This is a genomic window from Terriglobus sp. TAA 43 (assembly GCF_000800015.1).
GTDB lineage: Bacteria > Acidobacteriota > Terriglobia > Terriglobales > Acidobacteriaceae > Terriglobus.
Map to the genome: position 1 here is coordinate 450,744 of NZ_JUGR01000001.1, position 16,928 is coordinate 467,671.

Genomic DNA, 16,928 nt, shown 5'->3' on the forward strand with positions numbered 1-16,928 from the left:
TTCTCCGCATGTTCCCTCGAACAATTCGCATATCCCTTTGTGCCGTGAGTTTTTCCTTGCTGACGTGTGGCTCTTCTGCTGTTGCGCAGTCGCAGGACGTCGTCACGAGTGCCGTGCAACAGATCATCGCGCAGCATCATGGCAAAGTCGCTGTCTATGCCCACCAACTCAACACCGACAAGACGATTGCCATCGATGCGGACAAGCCCGTGCAGACAGCAAGCACCATCAAGCTGGCAATGCTGTGGACGGCCATGCGCGAGATTGGCCTGGGACACGCCGCATGGGACGAGAAGCTGACACTGCAACCGGGTGAGGGTGTGGCCGGCTCTGGCGTGTTGCATTTCTTCGATACGCCGCTGTCCGTCACGCTGAAGGATGTGGCCACGATGATGGTCATTGTCAGCGACAACACCGCCACCAACATGATGATTGACCGCTTCACAACGAAGAAGGTCGATGACAACATGACGGCGCTTGGTTTGGATCAGACGTGGTTGTACAAGAAGGTCTTTAAGCCAGCCGCTGGGCCAATGCCTGCGGATCAGGCAAAGTTCGGACTTGGCAAGACAACAGCGCAACAGATCAGCACTGTGATGGAAAAGATTGGTCGCTGCGATCTGAACATCGCTGGTCAGCCTGCGGTCGGTCCTGCAAAGGCGCAGGTGGCGTGCAAGGCAGCTATCGAGATGCTTCGCAATCAGTTCTACCGCGATACCGTACCCCGCTACCTGGAGACGCTGGATAACACGGAAGCGGGGAGCGGCATTGCGAGTAAGACCGGATCGCTGGATGCCACGCGGTCGGATGTAGCGATCATCGCGGCGAAGTCGGGCCCCATCGTGTTGGCGGTATACACGTACGAAAACAGCGATAAGGGTTGGAGCGTCGATAACGAAGGCGAAGTTACTGTGGCGAAGATCGCAAAGGCGATTGTGTCAGCATGGTCGTCGCAGGGAATCGACGGAAAGACATTGGTTCCAGGTCTCGACTTATCTCAAGCGAAATAAGTTAGATAGAAACCAGAAAGGCCACTCCGAAGAGTGGCCTTTCTAAAAGGTATGGTGCACTCGGAAGGATTCGAACCTCCGACCTATTGGTTCGTAGCCAATTGCTCTATCCAGCTGAGCTACGAGTGCACACGCGCCGAAGCACTTATTCAAGATAACAAGACCTGGCGATTGTTGCAACCCTATGTGTGGATTACGTGATGCCTGCCGAGTTAGGGAGCTCACACGCAAAACACTGACTATGGCATGGCGCAGAAGGTGGGTCGCAATGACCCACCTTCGTTGCATTACTCAGTGAAATGAATGCGCGCTTGAACAGCAGCCTGGCACATGTTTTTCAGTGCCTCGACCGTCTCTGGCCAGCCACGCGTCTTCAAACCGCAATCCGGATTGACCCAGACCTGCCCCGGCTTGAGAGCGTTGATCGCAAGGCCAAGCAGTTCGCCCATCTCTTCTGCAGAAGGGACGCGAGGCGAGTGGATGTCGTACACGCCCGGTCCAATCTCGTTGGGATAACCATGTGCGCGGAAAGCGTCTAGCAATTCCATACGCGAGCGTGCAGACTCCATCGAGATGACGTCTGCATCGAGCGCCGCAATGGAAGGCAACACGTCTTCAAACTCGCAGTAGCACATGTGCGTATGAATCTGCGTCTCGTCTTCTACGCCGCTGGTGGAGAGTCGGAATGCTTTGACTGCCCAGTCAAGATAGGTTTCCCAATCGGCATGACGAAGCGGCAAACCTTCGCGCAACGCGGGCTCGTCCACCTGAATGATGCGGATGCCTGCTGCCTCCAGATCATTGACCTCCGAACGCAGCGCAAGGGCAATCTGCCAAGCGGTCTGCTGGCGCGGGATATCGTTGCGTACAAACGACCATTGCAGAATTGTGATGGGACCGGTAAGCATGCCCTTCATGGGACGTGATGTGAGCGACCGCGCGTAGTCAGTCCACTTCACCGTCATTGGCTGCGGACGCGAAACGTCACCGAAGATGATGGGCGGCTTTACACAACGCGAGCCGTAGCTCTGCACCCATCCGTTCTCAGTGAAGACGAATCCTTCCAGAAACTCTGCGAAGTATTCAACCATGTCGTTGCGTTCAAATTCGCCGTGAACCAGCACGTCAAGGCCGATCTCTTCCTGCTGGCGAATGCAGTGCTCCGTGGCTTCGCGAAGAAATGCCTCGTAGGCTTCTGCAGATTCGTGGCCGTGCTTGAATGCAGCGCGATGCTTGCGCACTTCTGCTGTCTGCGGGAAGGAACCGATGGTTGTGGTAGGGAAGAGCGGCAAGCCTAGTTCGGCACGCTGCTTCGTTGTGCGCTCGTTGTAAGGCGACTTGCGCGCGAAGTCTGATTCCAGCAGTGCCGCAAGCTTCGAACGCACTTCCTGATTCGTGGAGGATTCGGCTGCTGCACGATCCGCAATCGCAGCTACATTTGCGGTGAATGCTGCTTCGTCAGAAGAAGCATTCACCGCGATCTCTGCGAGCTTTTCTTCTGCGAAGCGCAGCCAGCCTTTTACACGAGCAGGCAGCTTTGTTTCACTACGCAGATCGTGCGGCACATGCAGCAGCGAGCACGATGGTGCAACGAGGACACGCTCCGCTCCCAAAGTAGCAACAGCCTTTGAGAGAAACTCTCGGACAACGGCAAAATCTGTCAGCCAGATATTGCGTCCTTCCACCACACCGAGGCTCAGCACCTGTTCCGGCGCAATCGCCGCAAGAACTTCGTCCAACTGCTGTGGCGCACGAACAAGGTCAATGTGGACGCCTGCGGTGCGTGCTTCAACAGCCAATGAGAGGTTGCTGCCAAGGTGATCGAAGTAGGTGGTCAACATGAGCTTGATTGAAGATTTGGTTAGCTCTGCGTACGCATTGCGGAAGAACTGTGCTGCGCCTTCGGGAAGGTCAGTAGCAAGGATCGGTTCATCGATCTGAACCCATTGGATGTTCTGCTGCTCCAGCGTTTGCAGAACCGTCTTGTAGGCAGCTATGAGCTTGTCCGCAAGCATGAAGGGATCAAACCCATCCACGCCCTTGCCTAGAAGCAGCAGCGTCAGAGGTCCAATGAGAACAGGACGGGGTTCAATGCCAAGCGCACGTGCCTCTGCAATTTCATTCAGCAGCTTCGTCGTATCGACGGTGAAGGGAAGCCATGCACTCCACTCGGGGACCAGGTAGTGGTAGTTCGTATCGAACCACTTGGTCATCTCCATGGCGGTTTGTTGTTTACTATTGCGCGCCATACCAAAGTAGCGTTCCAACGTAACCTTGCCGCTGCCAAAGCGTTCCGGCGTGGCGCCGATCAGGACCAACGTGTCGAGCACCTGGTCATAGAGCGAGAAGTCGTTGGCGGGAATAAAGTCGATTCCCGCAGACTGCTGAAGCTTCCAGTGCTCCGCGCGAAGGGTTGATGCTGTTTCCAGAAGTTCGGCTTCGGTGCGTTTGCCCGTCCAATATCCTTCAAGTGCAAACTTCAGTTCGCGCTGCCGTCCCATGCGCGGGAAGCCGAGGTTTGCTGTCTTCAGCTTGGGAAATGTTGTAAGTGCCTGTGTTGCCATCTTGGTTCTCTCCTGATTACGAGGGAACCACCCATGCGCAGGCATGCAACAACGCGCAAAGGCGCAGAAGCAGGCATTGGTCACCGTTCCAGTCCACGAGAGCGGTAGCCTCAAACGCACCCACGGTGAGCGTTTTAACGCTTCCATGGTGGTGGCGGCAGGCCGGTAGTCGGACTTTGGGAAATCTTTCCCATCACCGTTGCGGGACAGCGCCGGATTCACACCAGCTTCCCCATTTAACAAGCTGTCCGAAGACAGCCTGACCTGCACTAGGACAGTTTACCGAATCGCTTATGCTGATCGCATGATGTTGCGAGTAATGGTGATGGTTCTCGGCTTGTCGCTTCCTGCGGCGGCACAGTTGCAAGGTATTGAACATGCGAGTCTGGCCGATACCCAGGTGCTTCAAGGCACGGTGTTCCATGTGCAGGGCATTGACCTGGATAAGGAACACATCTGGATCACGTCGGTGGATTCCACCGCGCATAAAGGGTATCTGCATCAGTTCAATCGAAAGACCGGAGCGTTTGAGCGGCAGGTGGACGTTAGCGATGGAGAACGCTATCACCCCGGTGGCTTCTCCATCAGTGGCAACTCCATTTGGGTTCCCGTCGCGGAGTACAAGCCAAACAGCAGCGCAACACTACTGGAGCTGGATAAGAAAACGCTGAAGGTCAAACGAAAAATTTCGGTTGCGGATCACGTCGGTTGCGTTGCGATCACAAAAGATTCGTTGATTGCAGGGAACTGGGGCAGCCGCAAACTGTATGTCATCGGCATGGATGGCAAGGTGATTCGCGTGATTGATACGCCGTCGCAGAATCAGTATCAGGACATCAAGTTTGTAAACGGAATGCTGGTGGGTGGCGGCAATCTGACGAAGACTACCGGCGCGGTCGATTGGTACGAGTGGCCGTCGATGAAGCCGGTGCGCTCCCTCGCATCAGGAACGACGGATCGTGGTCGGCTTTACAGTGCGGAAGGCATGACAGTGAAGGGCAACGACCTGTACCTCCTGCCGGAGGACGGCCCAACACGCGTATTTCATTTCGTGATCGACAAGTAGAACTTAACGACGACCGCTGGACATGGATTCCGCAAAAGCATCTAGCGACAGTGAACGCAACAGGTTGCGACGCATCCCGCTGATGACCTGATCCATGCCGCGTAGCGCATTCTCCAGCCACTCGAAGGTGACGGAGTCAGCAAGCGTGTCGAGATCGCGACGCATGTCCACGTTGCGGACGCGGTCCGGGACGCCGCTGCGCAGAAGTAGCAGGTCTTCCAGCAATCCTGCCAGTGCAGCAAGCATGGCCTGAGTCTTCTGCTGGCCATCCGCCCCGGCGCGATACGTTTCCGTCGTCTTAAATAGGTCTGTGTGTTCCGAATCAAGGACGGCAGAACGCAGTAGAACTATGGCATCGGTGCGCGCAGCAAGATAACCCTCAAGGTCGAAGCTGAGGGCCTTACCGGCTGCTCCCTGTGCCAGGCGCGCAATCAACGCGCGTTGTGCGGGCTTCACTTCGGGCTTTCGCGTCGCTAACAGGTCTTCAATCTCTGGTGCAGATAAAGCTCCGAGGCGAACGGGCGCGCAGCGGCTGCGGATGGTTGGAAGCAGTTCGCCCGGATGTTCGGCCATGAGAACGATGTGCGCGTAAGCAGGCGGTTCCTCCAGCACTTTTAGGAGGCTGTTCGCTGCTTCTTTCATGAACGCTGCCGACGGAAAGAGATACACGCGGTGTTTTGTCTCACCGGGCAGAGTGTAGATGCCACGAATCAGCGTGCGCACCTGTCCGAGCTTGACCAAAAGCTGCGGCGGATCGGGCGGAAGAATGAGTACATCCGGGTGCGTTTGAATCAGCACGCGTGTCTCTTTCTTGTCTGTCTCACGCAGTTCTTCACGCGCTGCAACCGCAGCATCCACCAACGCCGGAAGGTCCATCGCCTCTGCAATGCGTGTGCAGTGACGGCAGTGTCCGCAGAAGTCGGCAAGATCGCCATCTGCATGAGCCTCGCGCGGCTGGTTTTCGCAAAGCAACGACATCGTCAGCAGCAACGAAAGCGTGTACTTACCGCTACCTGCGGGACCGCTCAGCAGAATGGACGAGGGCAGTCGCCCCGAGGCAATGGCGCGGCGAAGATGCACCACGGTAGCGGTGTTGCCCACGAAATCAGAAAAGCGGAACATCTCTTCCAGCATACCGGCGTCACGAAAAATTCGTCGGCAGAGGATGCTTTCAGCTTTCTATATGCGCAATACGCAACACCTCATGCGATGGCTTATGCTGTGTGCTATACATACCCTGTCTCTTCTGTGGATTTCTGCGCAGAGTTGAGTTTTCGTAAGGGCCGGGAGGCTAATCCGCATGGCTTCAACAGCTGGCTGGGTTCCAGCGCCGCTTCCGTATAACGAAGCTGAACGCCTCCGCGTTTTGAAAAGCTATTGTGTTCTGGATAGCGACCCGGAGCCGGGGTTCGATTATTTGACGCGTCTCGCGGCGGAACTCTTTCGGGTGCCAATCGTATTGGTCTCGCTGATCGACGAACATCGCCAGTTTTTTAAGTCCGCCATTGGAATAGACCTGCGCGAAAGTCCGCGAGACACATCCTTCTGCGCCTATTCGATTCTGGGAAATGAACCGCTCGTGGTTCTCGATGCGCAGGAGAACGAACGCTTTCGGACGAATCCTTTTGTGATCGGCGAACCGAACATCCGATTTTATGCTGGAGCCCCTCTAGTGGGTCGCGATGGCATGATGCTGGGCGGCTTCTCCATCATTGATCAAAAGCCGCGGCTCGAATTCTCGGAACGTGAGCGCGAGTGCCTGAAACAGTTTGCAGCCCTGACGGTACTGATTATGGAGAACCGTCTTTATCCAGAACGACTATCGCGCATTGGCGATGAAATCGTGCGGGCAAACGAACGCTTCAAGCTCGCCACCCAGGCTGCGACAGAGGGTATCTGGGATTGGGATTGCGTTCACGATTCGTTGTATCTGTCAGCTCGTGCACGCGCCATTGTTGGGGAAGAGCCAGTCGATTGCTATGTTGGAATTGAAGACTGGATGAACAGGATTCATCCCTCCGACAGAGCGCGCGTTAGCACGATCAGCGATTTGTACGCGACGAAAGCCCTATCTTTCTATGCTGAATATCGCGTAAGCCATACGGATGGACGCTGGCGGTGGATCGCGAATCGCAGCATCGCCGTCAGAAACAGTGAAGGAGAGCCCATACGTCTGGTCGGCGCGATGGTGGACATTACCGAGCGCAAGACGGTGGATGTGCTTACCGGATTGGCCACAAGAACTCATCTGCTGGAGCATCTGGAACGGCTGATGGAGGCAGGATCACCTGCAGAGGACAATTTCGCGGTCTATGCCATCAACCTGGACTCGTTCAAGCTGTTGAACAGCGGGCTCGGGCGCGCGGCAGGAGACCGTGTGCTGCAGGAAGTTGGTCTCCGTCTTTCCAAGCGGGCTTCCGTTCATCCAGATAGCATCGCCGCCCGTCTTTCCGCGGATGAATTCGCCTTGATACTGGGTGGAAAGCGGAATGAACAGGAGGCGCTCCGGGTTGCCGAGGAACTGAGTGCATTGCTCGGAAGTTCTATTGGTCTCGATGACAAACGGATTTCGCTTTCCGTGAGTATTGGCCTTGCCATGCGATCACATCCCTGTGATGGTGCGAGTGATCTGTTGCAATGCGCGGAAATTGCGCTGGGCGAAGCCAAATTGCATGGCGGTGGCAACCGGCTGGTTTTCTCGGAGACGATGCGGCATGGGATGCTCCGGCAGCTTGAGCTTTCTTCAGCACTTCACAATGCCATCTCCAACGAGGAGCTGGAGGTTTATTACCAGCCCAAACTTCATCTGCCTTCGCGTAAGGTCATAGGGTTTGAAGCGCTTGTGCGCTGGCATCATCCCAAGTTTGGCATGATCTCAGCGGAAGAGTTCATCAGCATTGCGGAACAGTTTGACCTGATCGTAGAACTTGGGACGCTGGTGCTGACGCGTTCGATTGAGCAGTTGGCGCAATGGCGTGAGAACGGCCTGGTGGATGAGGAGGTCTCCATGGCTGTCAATCTTTCCGCGCTTCAACTGGTGGACAAGCGACTTGGAAGGATGTTGCGAGAACTTACGCAGAAGTATCGCGTCCCGCCACAATGTATCTCACTCGAGGTTACGGAAGGCGTCCTAATCGACGATACGGAACGCGCCAACGAGATACTGGAAGAGTTGAAGAGCACCGGCATCCTACTGGATCTCGACGATTTCGGAACGGGCTATTCCTCACTCAGTTACCTCCAACGCTTTCCCTTTGACGGTCTGAAGGTGGATCGCTCCTTCGTGATGAACATGTTGGATAGCCGCGAGAAGGCGGCGCTGGTGCGCTCGATCATCGCGTTGGCACATGCGCTGCATCTCAATGTGATTGCAGAAGGAATTGAAACTGCAGAGCAGCTTGATCTGCTTCGCGAGATGGGTTGCGAATACGGACAGGGATATCTTTTCTCAAGACCGCTGCCCGCGTCTGGCATGGACACATTTCTTGCGACGGCTCTAACGGCGTAGATTTCTTCACACCGCGTCAATTGTCCGATGGCTTCTCGATATGATCTATCACCAGTACGGGCATCGGTCCCTTTTGCGCTTCGAGCCGCAGTCCAAGCTGCTCGCGTATTGCGGTGAAGAGTGACGGAAGGTTAGTGTCGGAGTTCTGATCGGGACTCCAGTTCAGAACGAAATCGTAATTTCCCTTCAACTCCGTTTGATCAATGACGTACCGGCCTAGTTGATTGGCCAGGTTCGTCGACAGCTCCTGCATGGGCACACCATCGCCTTTCATGTTGACCATGGTCGCGGTTTTGCGGGTATTCATCCCGTGCCCCGGCGAATCGGCGTGTGGCGTGATCTTCGGTTCGCCCTTGTCTCGAACCAGCACGTATACGGGAGACTCGCGCGTTTCCCAATGCGCCTTCAGATGGAAGCGGTCCGCAAGCAGCGATTGCAGAAGAACCTTGAACCTGGCCTGTGTAATCACATCTGAGGAATCGATCTTGGCGCGAATGTCGAAAGCATCTTCGTCGTCCCAGTTGGGTGCACCGGCAAGTTGAAACGGAAGCAGACCATAGGCGTTGCGAAGCAGCGTGCGAGCCGTCGCATTGACCGCAATAAACTGACCCGGTCGCGTCAGATCCAGCTGTGTGTTTCGTTCGCCCGTGTGATTCGGATGAATGACGACAACATCAAAAGACTCGGGCGTTTGTTGCGATGCGCCGAGCAGAGCAGCAAAAGCAACAACTGCGGCGCGAAGGTGCACAAGGACGTTCATACCGATCTATACGCATCTCCGCATCTCTGCGATGCAATATCTTGATCGATTCTGAGTGGCGAAAGCTAGCGAGCGTGCAGCGTCATGCGGAGTGGGTACTTGGGGCGAAGCGTGATTTTCTCTTCCACGGCCACAGGTTGACCTTCAATCCATGTCATCCGCCACTTTTGCGCGATGCCGGCCAGCAGGAGCACGCCTTCCAGCCACGCAAACCCCTCTCCAATACATTGCCGCGGACCGCCACCGAAAGGGAAGTATTCGAACTTATCGCGTTTTGCTTTCTCTTCTTCCGTGTGTCTCAGAGGATCAAACTTCAATGGTTCCGGATAGAATCGCGCGTCGCGCTGCAGAACATACTGCGAGAGAAAGAAGTGCGTGCCAGGCGGCAAATAATACGGGCCAACCTCGATGGGCTCAGTCGATTTGCGTCCCATCGCCCACGCCGGAGGATAGAGGCGCATGGCCTCTGCGAAGACCATCTGTGTGTATTTCAGGCTTGCATAGTCTTCAAGTGTTGCGGTGCGATCTCCCAGGACTTCGCGAAGTTCTGCATACATCGTTTCCTGATGTTCAGGATGTGTCGATAGCAGGTACCACGTCCACGACAACGCATTTGCCGTGGTTTCGTAGCCGGCAAGGAAGATGGTCAACACCTCATCGCGAAGCTGCTCGTCGCTGAGTTCCGAACCATCCTCATCGCGTGACGCCAGGAGCATGCTTAACAGGTCGTGCCGGTCGGTGTGTTCGGGATCGGCCGCGTTTGCTGCCTTGCGTTCGCGGATGATGCGATTTATCACCTCATCCAGCTTCGCGCGTGACTTTGCAAAACTGCGCAAACCCGGGACAGGTATTCGGTATTTCAGAAAAGCTTCCGCGTTTGGGAAACCGACAAGGAAGTTATAGATCGCCATAATGCGGTTTGAGTGTTCATTGATCTGGCGAATGTCATCGTCAACTTCGGTTGCAAAGAGAGTGCGCGCCACGATATCGAGCGACAGCGTCATCATCTCCGCGTTCATATCCACAACATCGCCGTCATGCCAGCGACTGCGCCAGTGCTGGGTGGAACGAACCATCTCGTCAGCGTAGTCATGAATGCGTTGGCGATGAAATGCCGGCGCAACGATACGCCGCGACCGCTTGTGAATGGGGTCATCGCTCGTGAGCAGCCCCTCTCCGAGCAATATCTTCAGGCGTGTGATGGTGCGTTCGCGTACAAACTTGTTTGCCTGATTCACCAGCACTTCGCGAATCGCAGCGGGGTCATTCAGGAAAACGACGTGATTGCCGAACAGCATGTAATGCGAGATGGGACCGCAGTGTTGCGCCATGTATTCGAATAGCAAAATGGGCTTGCCCAGCCGAGCCCATGGCTTATGAAGATAGAAAGGCAGTGTCTTGCGAAGGCCGGGAGGGATACGCCATTCACCGGCCTTCGTCTTTAGCGTATGCGCCGGACGAAAGACGTAACTGTTCTCAAAGTCGATGCCATCGGCCATTGCGGATTAGACGCCGGAAGCGGCGTGTAGATGCTGTTCGAGACGTGTTGTTATGATCTCGCGAATCCTTGAGGCGATGGCTTCGATCCCATCATCTCCCGTGCCCGGACCAATGAGCGCGACGCGCTGCGGTTCACGCTTAGCAATGTCTCGATAGGCAGTGTGGACGCGACGATAGAAGGCTTCGCCTTCAGCTTCGAACCGGTTTTCATCTGTTCCGGTTTGCTGAACGTGTCGTTGGTTGCGACGCCGAGCACGCTCCAGCGCCTTTTCTACGTCGGGTAGCAGAAGAACGGTCAGGTCTGGCTGCAGATCGTCACAGATCGCGCGATGCACAGCGAGAACACGCTCCGAGCCAAGGCCGCGCCCTGCGCCCTGATACGCCTCGCTGGAATCGGTGTAACGATCACAAAGAATGACCCGACCTTCGCGCAGGGCAGGCAGGATGATTTCGTGAATCGACTGTGCGCGGTCTGCAAACATCAGTGCAAGTTCAGTCAACGGAGATACCGGGTCTTGCGCGCGCGAATCCAGAAGGATGCTACGGATCTTTTCTCCCAGCGGTGTGCCGCCGGGTTGTCGTAACAGCACAGGATCGATGCCTCGGCCCTGTAACCACTCCGTGGCGCGGCGAATCTGAGTGGTCTTGCCGGAGCCGTCCGGACCTTCAAAGGTGATGAAAACGCCACGCTGTGGCGAAAGGGAATGGTTCACGGCTTCAAACTCGGCTGGAAGTTAGCCTGCGACTGCGAAGGGAAGTTAATGACAAGCGTCCCTTCCTGACCTTCGTCCAGATGTAGCCCCTTCAGTGTGTGTTCCTGATAGGAGGCGTCTGTCCATGTAAGTTTCAGGTCACCGGTACCCAGGAGTTTGAAGCGGTAATGGAAGCTGGCACCGTTGGCGATGCGCTGCGTTCCAAAGGACGCACCGGGATACTCCACCTGCACGACGTTAATGTCTGCGCCGGACTGGTTGGTAATGGTCGTCTGAATGTAATGCGAATGGCAGCCGGTAAGGAATACGGCGCTAACGAACGAGGCTGCAGCGATACGGCGCATACGTTGAGGTTAGCAGGTTGATGATGCAAGGCGTTACGCAACGAAGACAGGCAGGCCGTTGTTGCGCTCCAGAATGCGCGCGCTCAGCACCACACCGCTGCCACCGTCGTGCAACATGATGGGAAATGCCAATACCGACCACGTGGCCGCCGCTTCTTCCAGGCGGGGTTCTGTCAGCAAGCCACGGCGTGTTCGGTCGATATACGTTTCGCGCGTGGTGGAGACTGCGTGCAAGACATCACGCCAGTCACGCAGGATGTCGCTCATCTCCGCAAACATGTTGCGCCCCGGAAACCATTCACGCGGCTTCTCCAGGTACGCGGCAGCGCTTTCGTTCACGTAATGCCAGGTACCTTCAGGATCAAGGATCTGCACCAAAACGTCGACGCCAATGGCCATGGCGATCCGGCTGTAATAGAACTCCCGCGCATTGACCACCACAGGAGCACCGCGACGTTTGGCCTCTAAGCCGCGAAGAGCCGAAAGCAAATCCTCTGCGGAACTGTGTCCCTTCAACAGATGCATGTCTTCCACTCCACCGAAACGACGTTCCAGTGTGGCGGAAAGGATGATAATCGGCACTTCGGGGCGTCGTTGACGAAGCTTTGCGGCGACCGCCGTGCCAAATTTCCCATGTCCCAGGTGATAGTCCAGAACGGCAATGTCTGTTTGTTCAAGGTAGGCATTCGCCTCCTCAATGGTCCCCGCCGAGAGAACTTCGTAGCCGTTCTGACGAAGAATCGCGGCACGCAGCAACAGGTTTGCGGGGTCGTCGTCGAGAAGCAGAACGCGAACCGGCGGGCCGTTTTCTACGGCTGTTGCTGTCGAAGTTTCAGTTGCCGTTGTGTGGTTGTGATCGTCCATGCGCTCACAGGTCTGATGCGGGGAGGCATGGCATGGTCACCCGCCGTTTTACTCTGAATGTTGCTTGCGCAGGGAACGCAACTCACGCACCATTTCGGGGAGTCGGGCAAATGCCGCGACCGAGCGTAACCACAGCTTGTTGTCCATGGCCGGGTAGCCGCTCACAACGCTGTTTGCGGCCACGTCGCTTGGAATGCCGCTTTGCGCCGTGGCGACTGCTCCATCGCCCACCTTGCAGTGCCCGGCAACGCCTACTTGCCCGGCGAGGATGACTCGGCTGCCTACCTCCGTCGATCCCGCAAGGCCCACCTGGGCGCAGAGTAAGGTGTCCTGCCCGACGGTCGAACCGTGGCCCACCTGGACCAGGTTGTCGATTTTGCTGCCGTCACCAATCCGCGTTTCGCCAATGCTGGCGCGGTCAACGCACGCATTTGCCTGCACCTCGACGCGATCGCCTAAAACAGCCGCGCCAGACTGCACAATCTTGGTCCAGCCACCGGCAGTTTCGCGGGCATAGCCAAATCCATCCGCGCCGATGACCGCGCCATTTTGCAGAACGACATCGTCGCCCAGGCGGCAGAATTCGCGGACAACCGCGTGTGCATGGGCAAAAAATCGATCGCCAATGGTAGCTCCGGCGTAAATCACAGTATGGGGAAGAACGACAGCACTCGAGCCGATCGTCACATTCGGGCCAATCACGACATAAGCACCAATATGAGCGTCTGCACCGACCTTCGCAGAGGGATCAACGACCGCCGTGGCATGGACACCGGGTGCGTACTTTGGCGGGTGATAGAAGTAGGTGATGGTTTGGGCGAAGGCCCGGTAACAGTTTTTGATACGAAGCGTCGGGGTTCCATCCAAAGCGGGGAAGTCCGGCTCGACGAGAATGGCGGCCGCCTTGGTGGTCTTTGCCTGGGCGGAGTACTTCGGATTGGCAATGAAGGTAATTTCCGAGGCACCGGCATGTTCAATACCGGCGACTCCTGTGATCTCAATATCACCATCGCCGCCCACCAATTCGGCGCCCAACCGTTGCGCAATTTCCGCTAGCTTCATGCCGTCAATGTTACTCGCTAGTTGGTGCGCGAGTCAGGGGGCAAAGGCATGCTGAATAGGTCGGGTTGTTGCGTCTCTTCCGCCGGAATCGGGGCGAAGGCCTTCCGCTTCGAAGGAGTTGTCACAACTGCCAGAATTTCCATCTGATCGATGGCCGCGCGGGGGATGTAAAGCCGCTGCGTGTTGCCTCGGATGTCCGGGGGAGTGAGCTGAACTCCGACGTCCTCGACCCAACCGTCCGCCAGTGTCAGGTCCAGCGGAGCCAGTCCCTCGATACGATCGCCATCACGCAGCGTTAGCCGGAGCCATAGCCCTTCCGTCCTGGGCCGCGCAAGAAATGTCTTCCGTAAGAGGCGTTCGGGGCTGGAACTGTCGTTGGTGTTGAAGTCGCGGACAAAAGCGGCATACTTTACGTCGGCGAGGGGGATGCTTTGTATCCTGCCGCTGAGGTCCAGCAGGTCCAGAAAACCTGCATGAGCGAATCCGCCGGGCGGCAGATAGCCCCACAGCAAGCCGGGGGAGAAGCGGCGAAGAACGACCTTTTTCTGCGATCCCGCCATTACTCTCCCATTCGGACTCGAGCAGCTTATCGTTACTAGTCGAAGCTATTGTGGCGTTATAGGGTGTAGTCCGCAACAAAATGTGTGCAAAGGGGTATTCAGGGCGACAGCAGCATGCTAAACTCACATTTTGTGCTGAGCTTTTCAGCGCCGCCTAACATGCTGAATTGGCGCTGTTTACCGGCAACGCGCACGGCATTTTTAACCGGCGCTTTGGAGACTGGAACGGTACATGGCTGATTATATCTATCTGCTGGAAAACCGCCTTTCGCATGCGCAGCAGAAGGCCATCGGTGCACTCCGCACGATTGCCCGCGAGAGCGATGCCACTATTTTCCTCACGGGCGGAGCTGTCCGCGATCTAACCGCGGGCGCCTCTGTCCGGGATATCGACCTGACCATTCAGGGCGATTTGTCTCGCATTCGAAAAGGCTTAGGGGCCGCTGGGTTCGAGATCGTGGGCGAGAACGCGCCCGCACACCAGCTTTTTCTGACCTATTCAGGCGGAGTCCGGCTGGAACTGAGTTCAGCCAACACCGTTTCCTGGCCTAAGCCAGGCAAGCCGAAATACGAGCCGGGAAGCCTTATCGACGACCTCCGCAGCCGCGACTTTACCGCGAATGCGATGGCGATTTCGTTGAACGAGGGATCCTACGGCCTGTTGATGGACCCGCTGAATGGCGTGGCGGACATTGAAAACCGGGAGCTACGTCTTGTCAGCAACTACGGCTTCATCGAGGAGCCTTCGCGGTTGATCCGTGCGGTTCGATTGATGTCGCGGCTGGGTTGGCAGTTGGAAGAGAAGACCCGCCAGCGCTACGAGACCGCCAAGGAAGAGGGCTACATTTCCGCTCTGAGCGCCTGGAACAAAGGCTACGAGCTGGAAGAACTCTTCCATGAAGAAGACCCTGTACGCGTGCTTCGCGCTCTGGAAGCCGAAGGGTGGATGCAGTACCTCTTCCCGGCGTGGCAGTCGGCAAAGGCAAACATTGCGGCCCTCACAGATCTCTATACCCGTCAGGGCGAGTTGCAGATTCAGGGCGTTCTTGGTCATATTGCTGCCATTGCCTTCCCTCTGGTAACCGGCAAAATGTCTGCTGGTGAAGTCTCTTCCTTGAAGCACTTGCTCGCTCGGCAGGGATTCGTACGCGAAATTGAGTCGCTGGACGCACGCGTGAAGGATTTTGCTACGAAACTCACGGCGAAAGAAGCCGCTGCACCGTCCGCTGCCTGGAAGTTGCTGCATGCGAGCGAGCCAGACCTGGTTCTGGCCACGTACTTTGGCAGCAAGAGCGCGCCAGTGCAGGCTCGCCTGAAGACGTTCCTTACCGAGTCGCCGACCGCTCGCCAGCGCATTCCGTACCAGTTGCTAACGGAGATGCGAATTACTCCGGATCTTCCGGGATACAACGAACTGCTGGATAAGCTTTTCTTCGAGCTGATGGATGGGCGGCTTGCTACTCCGGAAGAGATGAAGGCGTTCCTGGAACCGTATTCGCCGCCAGCACCTCCTCCGCCACCGAACCTTCGTCGTGCACGTGCACGCAAAGAGCCCAAGGGCCGCGGAAAGAAGAAGGTAGTCGAAGTCGATGCGGACTTTGAAGGCACTCTGACCGTTGCCGCGGAAGAAGAGCTGGCTGGCTTGGAGACAGGGTTGACCGAAGAGGGCGACCTCACTGGTCCGGACCGTGGCCCTGAGCCAACCAAAGAAGAGCCGATTGAAAAGGTGGCTCCACTTCCGGCAAAGGGTGCAAAAGAGAAGAAGGCGGCAAAGGTCATTGCGGAAAAGAAAGCTCCCGCACCGGCACCTGCGAAGACGGTTCCCGCAGCGAAACCTGTAGCAATCGTGAAGCCTGTTGTTCCCGCGAAGAAGGCGGCACCGGTGAAGGCCGTTGCGCCGGTAAAAGCCGCTGCCCCCGCGAAGAAGGTAGCCGCCAAGCCGGTCGCTCCTGCGAAGAAAGCATCGGCAGCGCCCGTGAAGAAGACGGTCGCGGCAAAGCCGGTCAAGAAAGTCGCGGCTAAGCCCGTAAAGAAGGCTGCACCGGCGAAGAAAGCTCCCACCAAACCTGTCAAGAAGGCGGTAGCAGCGAAGCCGGTCAAAGCTGTTGCAAAGAAAGTCGTCGTAGCCAAGAAGGCCCCTGCCAAAGTGGTCAAGAAAGCGGCACCGGCTAAGGCTGCAAAGGCACCTGCGAAAAAGGCACTTCCCGCAAAGAAGGTGGCTGCTAAACCAGCAAAGAAGGCTCCTGCGAAGAAGTCGCACCGGTAACCGAAAGAAACTCAACAGAAAAGGGCGGCGCATGCTAGGGTTTGCCTATGCGCCGCCTTTCTCTCTGGCTTCTGGGTATTGTGGTTTGTGCCGCTCTTTTGTATGTTCTTGTTCCAGTCGTTTCTTACGAGACGATTCCCAATCACAATACGAACGCTGCCCACTTTGACACGTTGATCGTTCTGGGGCACCCTGCGCAGGCAGATGGCTCTCCTGATCCGGAGATGCGGGAACGCGTGGAAGAAGCCGTTCGAGAGTACCGCGCTGGCGTAGCCCCCAACATCATCATGAGTGGTGGTCCTGCGCACAATCACTTCGTCGAAGCGCAGGTCATGGCAGACCTGGCAGAACGCGAAGGCGTGCCTGCGAACGCTGTAATTGCCGAGGACAAAGCCCAGGACACGATCCAAAACATCTGGTATAGCCGCGCAATCATGCAGCAGAAGGGCTGGACCTCCGCAGAGGTAATTAGCTCTGCCTACCATCTACCGCGTACATCACTTATCCTGCAGCGTTATAGCGGGCCACTTGCCTTTTCCTGGCAGACGCACGCGTCGCTCTGGCCACCTGAGTATTCCTGGCAAAAGCGCATCCAGTACCGCTGGCATGAAGCTCTCGGGACGGTAAAGCTTCGTCTTCACGGCTTCGGATCGCGGAAGTATCTGCCGCAGGCATGAGGAACCATTGCAGTAAACAGCACTCTGTCTAGTT

15 protein-coding genes, 1 tRNA gene and 1 riboswitch are annotated in these 16,928 nt (G+C 56.5%); of the genes, 6 read left to right on the forward strand and 10 right to left on the reverse strand.

The features are described from left to right. The first annotated feature begins 44 nt into the window (after positions 1–44). Positions 45–1,010, forward strand: coding sequence for a serine hydrolase (locus M504_RS01815; protein ID WP_047493077.1), 966 nt, complete (start codon positions 45–47; stop codon positions 1,008–1,010). Between the two features lie 52 nt (positions 1,011–1,062). On the opposite strand, the gene M504_RS01820 is transcribed toward M504_RS01815, so the two are convergent. Both M504_RS01820 and metE read right to left on the reverse strand, forming a co-directional pair. After that, positions 1,063–1,139 (reverse strand) — tRNA-Arg (locus M504_RS01820). A 158-nt stretch (positions 1,140–1,297) separates the two neighbouring features. Beyond that, entirely contained in the window at positions 1,298–3,574 is a 2,277-nt protein-coding gene (gene metE / locus M504_RS01825) for a 5-methyltetrahydropteroyltriglutamate--homocysteine S-methyltransferase (protein WP_047487279.1), read from the reverse strand. Positions 3,575–3,617: 43 nt separating this feature from the next. On the opposite strand from metE, the gene M504_RS22620 reads away from it, so the two are divergent. Then, positions 3,618–3,743: a hypothetical protein gene (locus M504_RS22620; RefSeq protein WP_255347709.1), complete on the forward strand. Its 126-nt coding sequence runs from the start codon at positions 3,618–3,620 to the stop codon at positions 3,741–3,743. After that, a riboswitch (cobalamin riboswitch) is annotated at positions 3,717–3,857 on the reverse strand. It overlaps the preceding gene by 27 nt. Positions 3,858–3,878: 21 nt before the next feature. Next, complete coding sequence (locus M504_RS01830) at positions 3,879–4,640, forward strand: DUF6454 family protein (protein ID WP_156993426.1); 762 nt, start codon at positions 3,879–3,881, stop codon at positions 4,638–4,640. A 3-nt stretch (positions 4,641–4,643) separates the two neighbouring features. Here the strand turns inward: M504_RS01830 and M504_RS01835 are convergent, their stop codons facing one another. Beyond that, on the reverse strand, positions 4,644–5,762 hold the full coding sequence (locus tag M504_RS01835) for a DNA polymerase III subunit delta' (RefSeq protein WP_047493081.1): 1,119 nt from the start codon (positions 5,760–5,762) through the stop codon (positions 4,644–4,646). Between the two features lie 178 nt (positions 5,763–5,940). Here M504_RS01835 and M504_RS01840 point away from each other — a divergent pair, with 178 nt between their 5' ends. Further along, positions 5,941–8,148 carry a bifunctional diguanylate cyclase/phosphodiesterase gene (locus tag M504_RS01840; RefSeq protein WP_047487284.1) on the forward strand — a complete coding sequence of 736 codons (2,208 nt, stop codon included), beginning with the start codon at positions 5,941–5,943 and terminating at the stop codon, positions 8,146–8,148. Between the two features lie 16 nt (positions 8,149–8,164). Here the strand turns inward: M504_RS01840 and M504_RS01845 are convergent, their stop codons facing one another. The 7 genes from M504_RS01845 to M504_RS01875 form a co-directional block, all read right to left on the reverse strand. Then, complete coding sequence (locus M504_RS01845; RefSeq protein WP_052200215.1) at positions 8,165–8,908, reverse strand: TIGR03435 family protein; 744 nt, start codon at positions 8,906–8,908, stop codon at positions 8,165–8,167. 65 nt (positions 8,909–8,973) lie between these two features. Further along, complete coding sequence (locus M504_RS01850) at positions 8,974–10,407, reverse strand: cytochrome P450 (RefSeq protein WP_047487287.1); 1,434 nt, start codon at positions 10,405–10,407, stop codon at positions 8,974–8,976. 6 nt (positions 10,408–10,413) lie between these two features. Continuing rightward, on the reverse strand, positions 10,414–11,121 hold the full coding sequence (gene tmk / locus M504_RS01855) for a dTMP kinase (protein WP_047487289.1): 708 nt from the start codon (positions 11,119–11,121) through the stop codon (positions 10,414–10,416). Continuing rightward, positions 11,118–11,465, reverse strand: coding sequence for a hypothetical protein (locus M504_RS01860; RefSeq protein ID WP_047487292.1), 348 nt, complete (start codon positions 11,463–11,465; stop codon positions 11,118–11,120). The genes tmk and M504_RS01860 overlap by 4 nt, the downstream gene beginning before the upstream one ends. Before the next feature lie 33 nt (positions 11,466–11,498). Then, entirely contained in the window at positions 11,499–12,329 is an 831-nt protein-coding gene (locus tag M504_RS01865) for a response regulator (protein ID WP_047487295.1), read from the reverse strand. Between the two features lie 48 nt (positions 12,330–12,377). Beyond that, positions 12,378–13,391 (reverse strand): UDP-3-O-(3-hydroxymyristoyl)glucosamine N-acyltransferase, encoded by a 1,014-nt coding sequence (gene lpxD / locus M504_RS01870; protein WP_047487298.1) that lies wholly within the window; start codon positions 13,389–13,391, stop codon positions 12,378–12,380. A 17-nt stretch (positions 13,392–13,408) separates the two neighbouring features. Next, positions 13,409–13,951, reverse strand: coding sequence for a hypothetical protein (locus M504_RS01875; protein WP_047487300.1), 543 nt, complete (start codon positions 13,949–13,951; stop codon positions 13,409–13,411). Positions 13,952–14,183: 232 nt separating this feature from the next. Here M504_RS01875 and M504_RS01880 point away from each other — a divergent pair, with 232 nt between their 5' ends. Both M504_RS01880 and M504_RS01885 read left to right on the forward strand, forming a co-directional pair. Further along, entirely contained in the window at positions 14,184–16,217 is a 2,034-nt protein-coding gene (locus M504_RS01880) for a CCA tRNA nucleotidyltransferase (protein WP_047487306.1), read from the forward strand. A 47-nt stretch (positions 16,218–16,264) separates the two neighbouring features. After that, the gene (locus tag M504_RS01885; protein ID WP_047487308.1) at positions 16,265–16,894 is read left to right on the forward strand and encodes a YdcF family protein; all 630 of its coding nucleotides are present in this window, start codon (positions 16,265–16,267) and stop codon (positions 16,892–16,894) included. Positions 16,895–16,928: the final 34 nt, after the last annotated feature.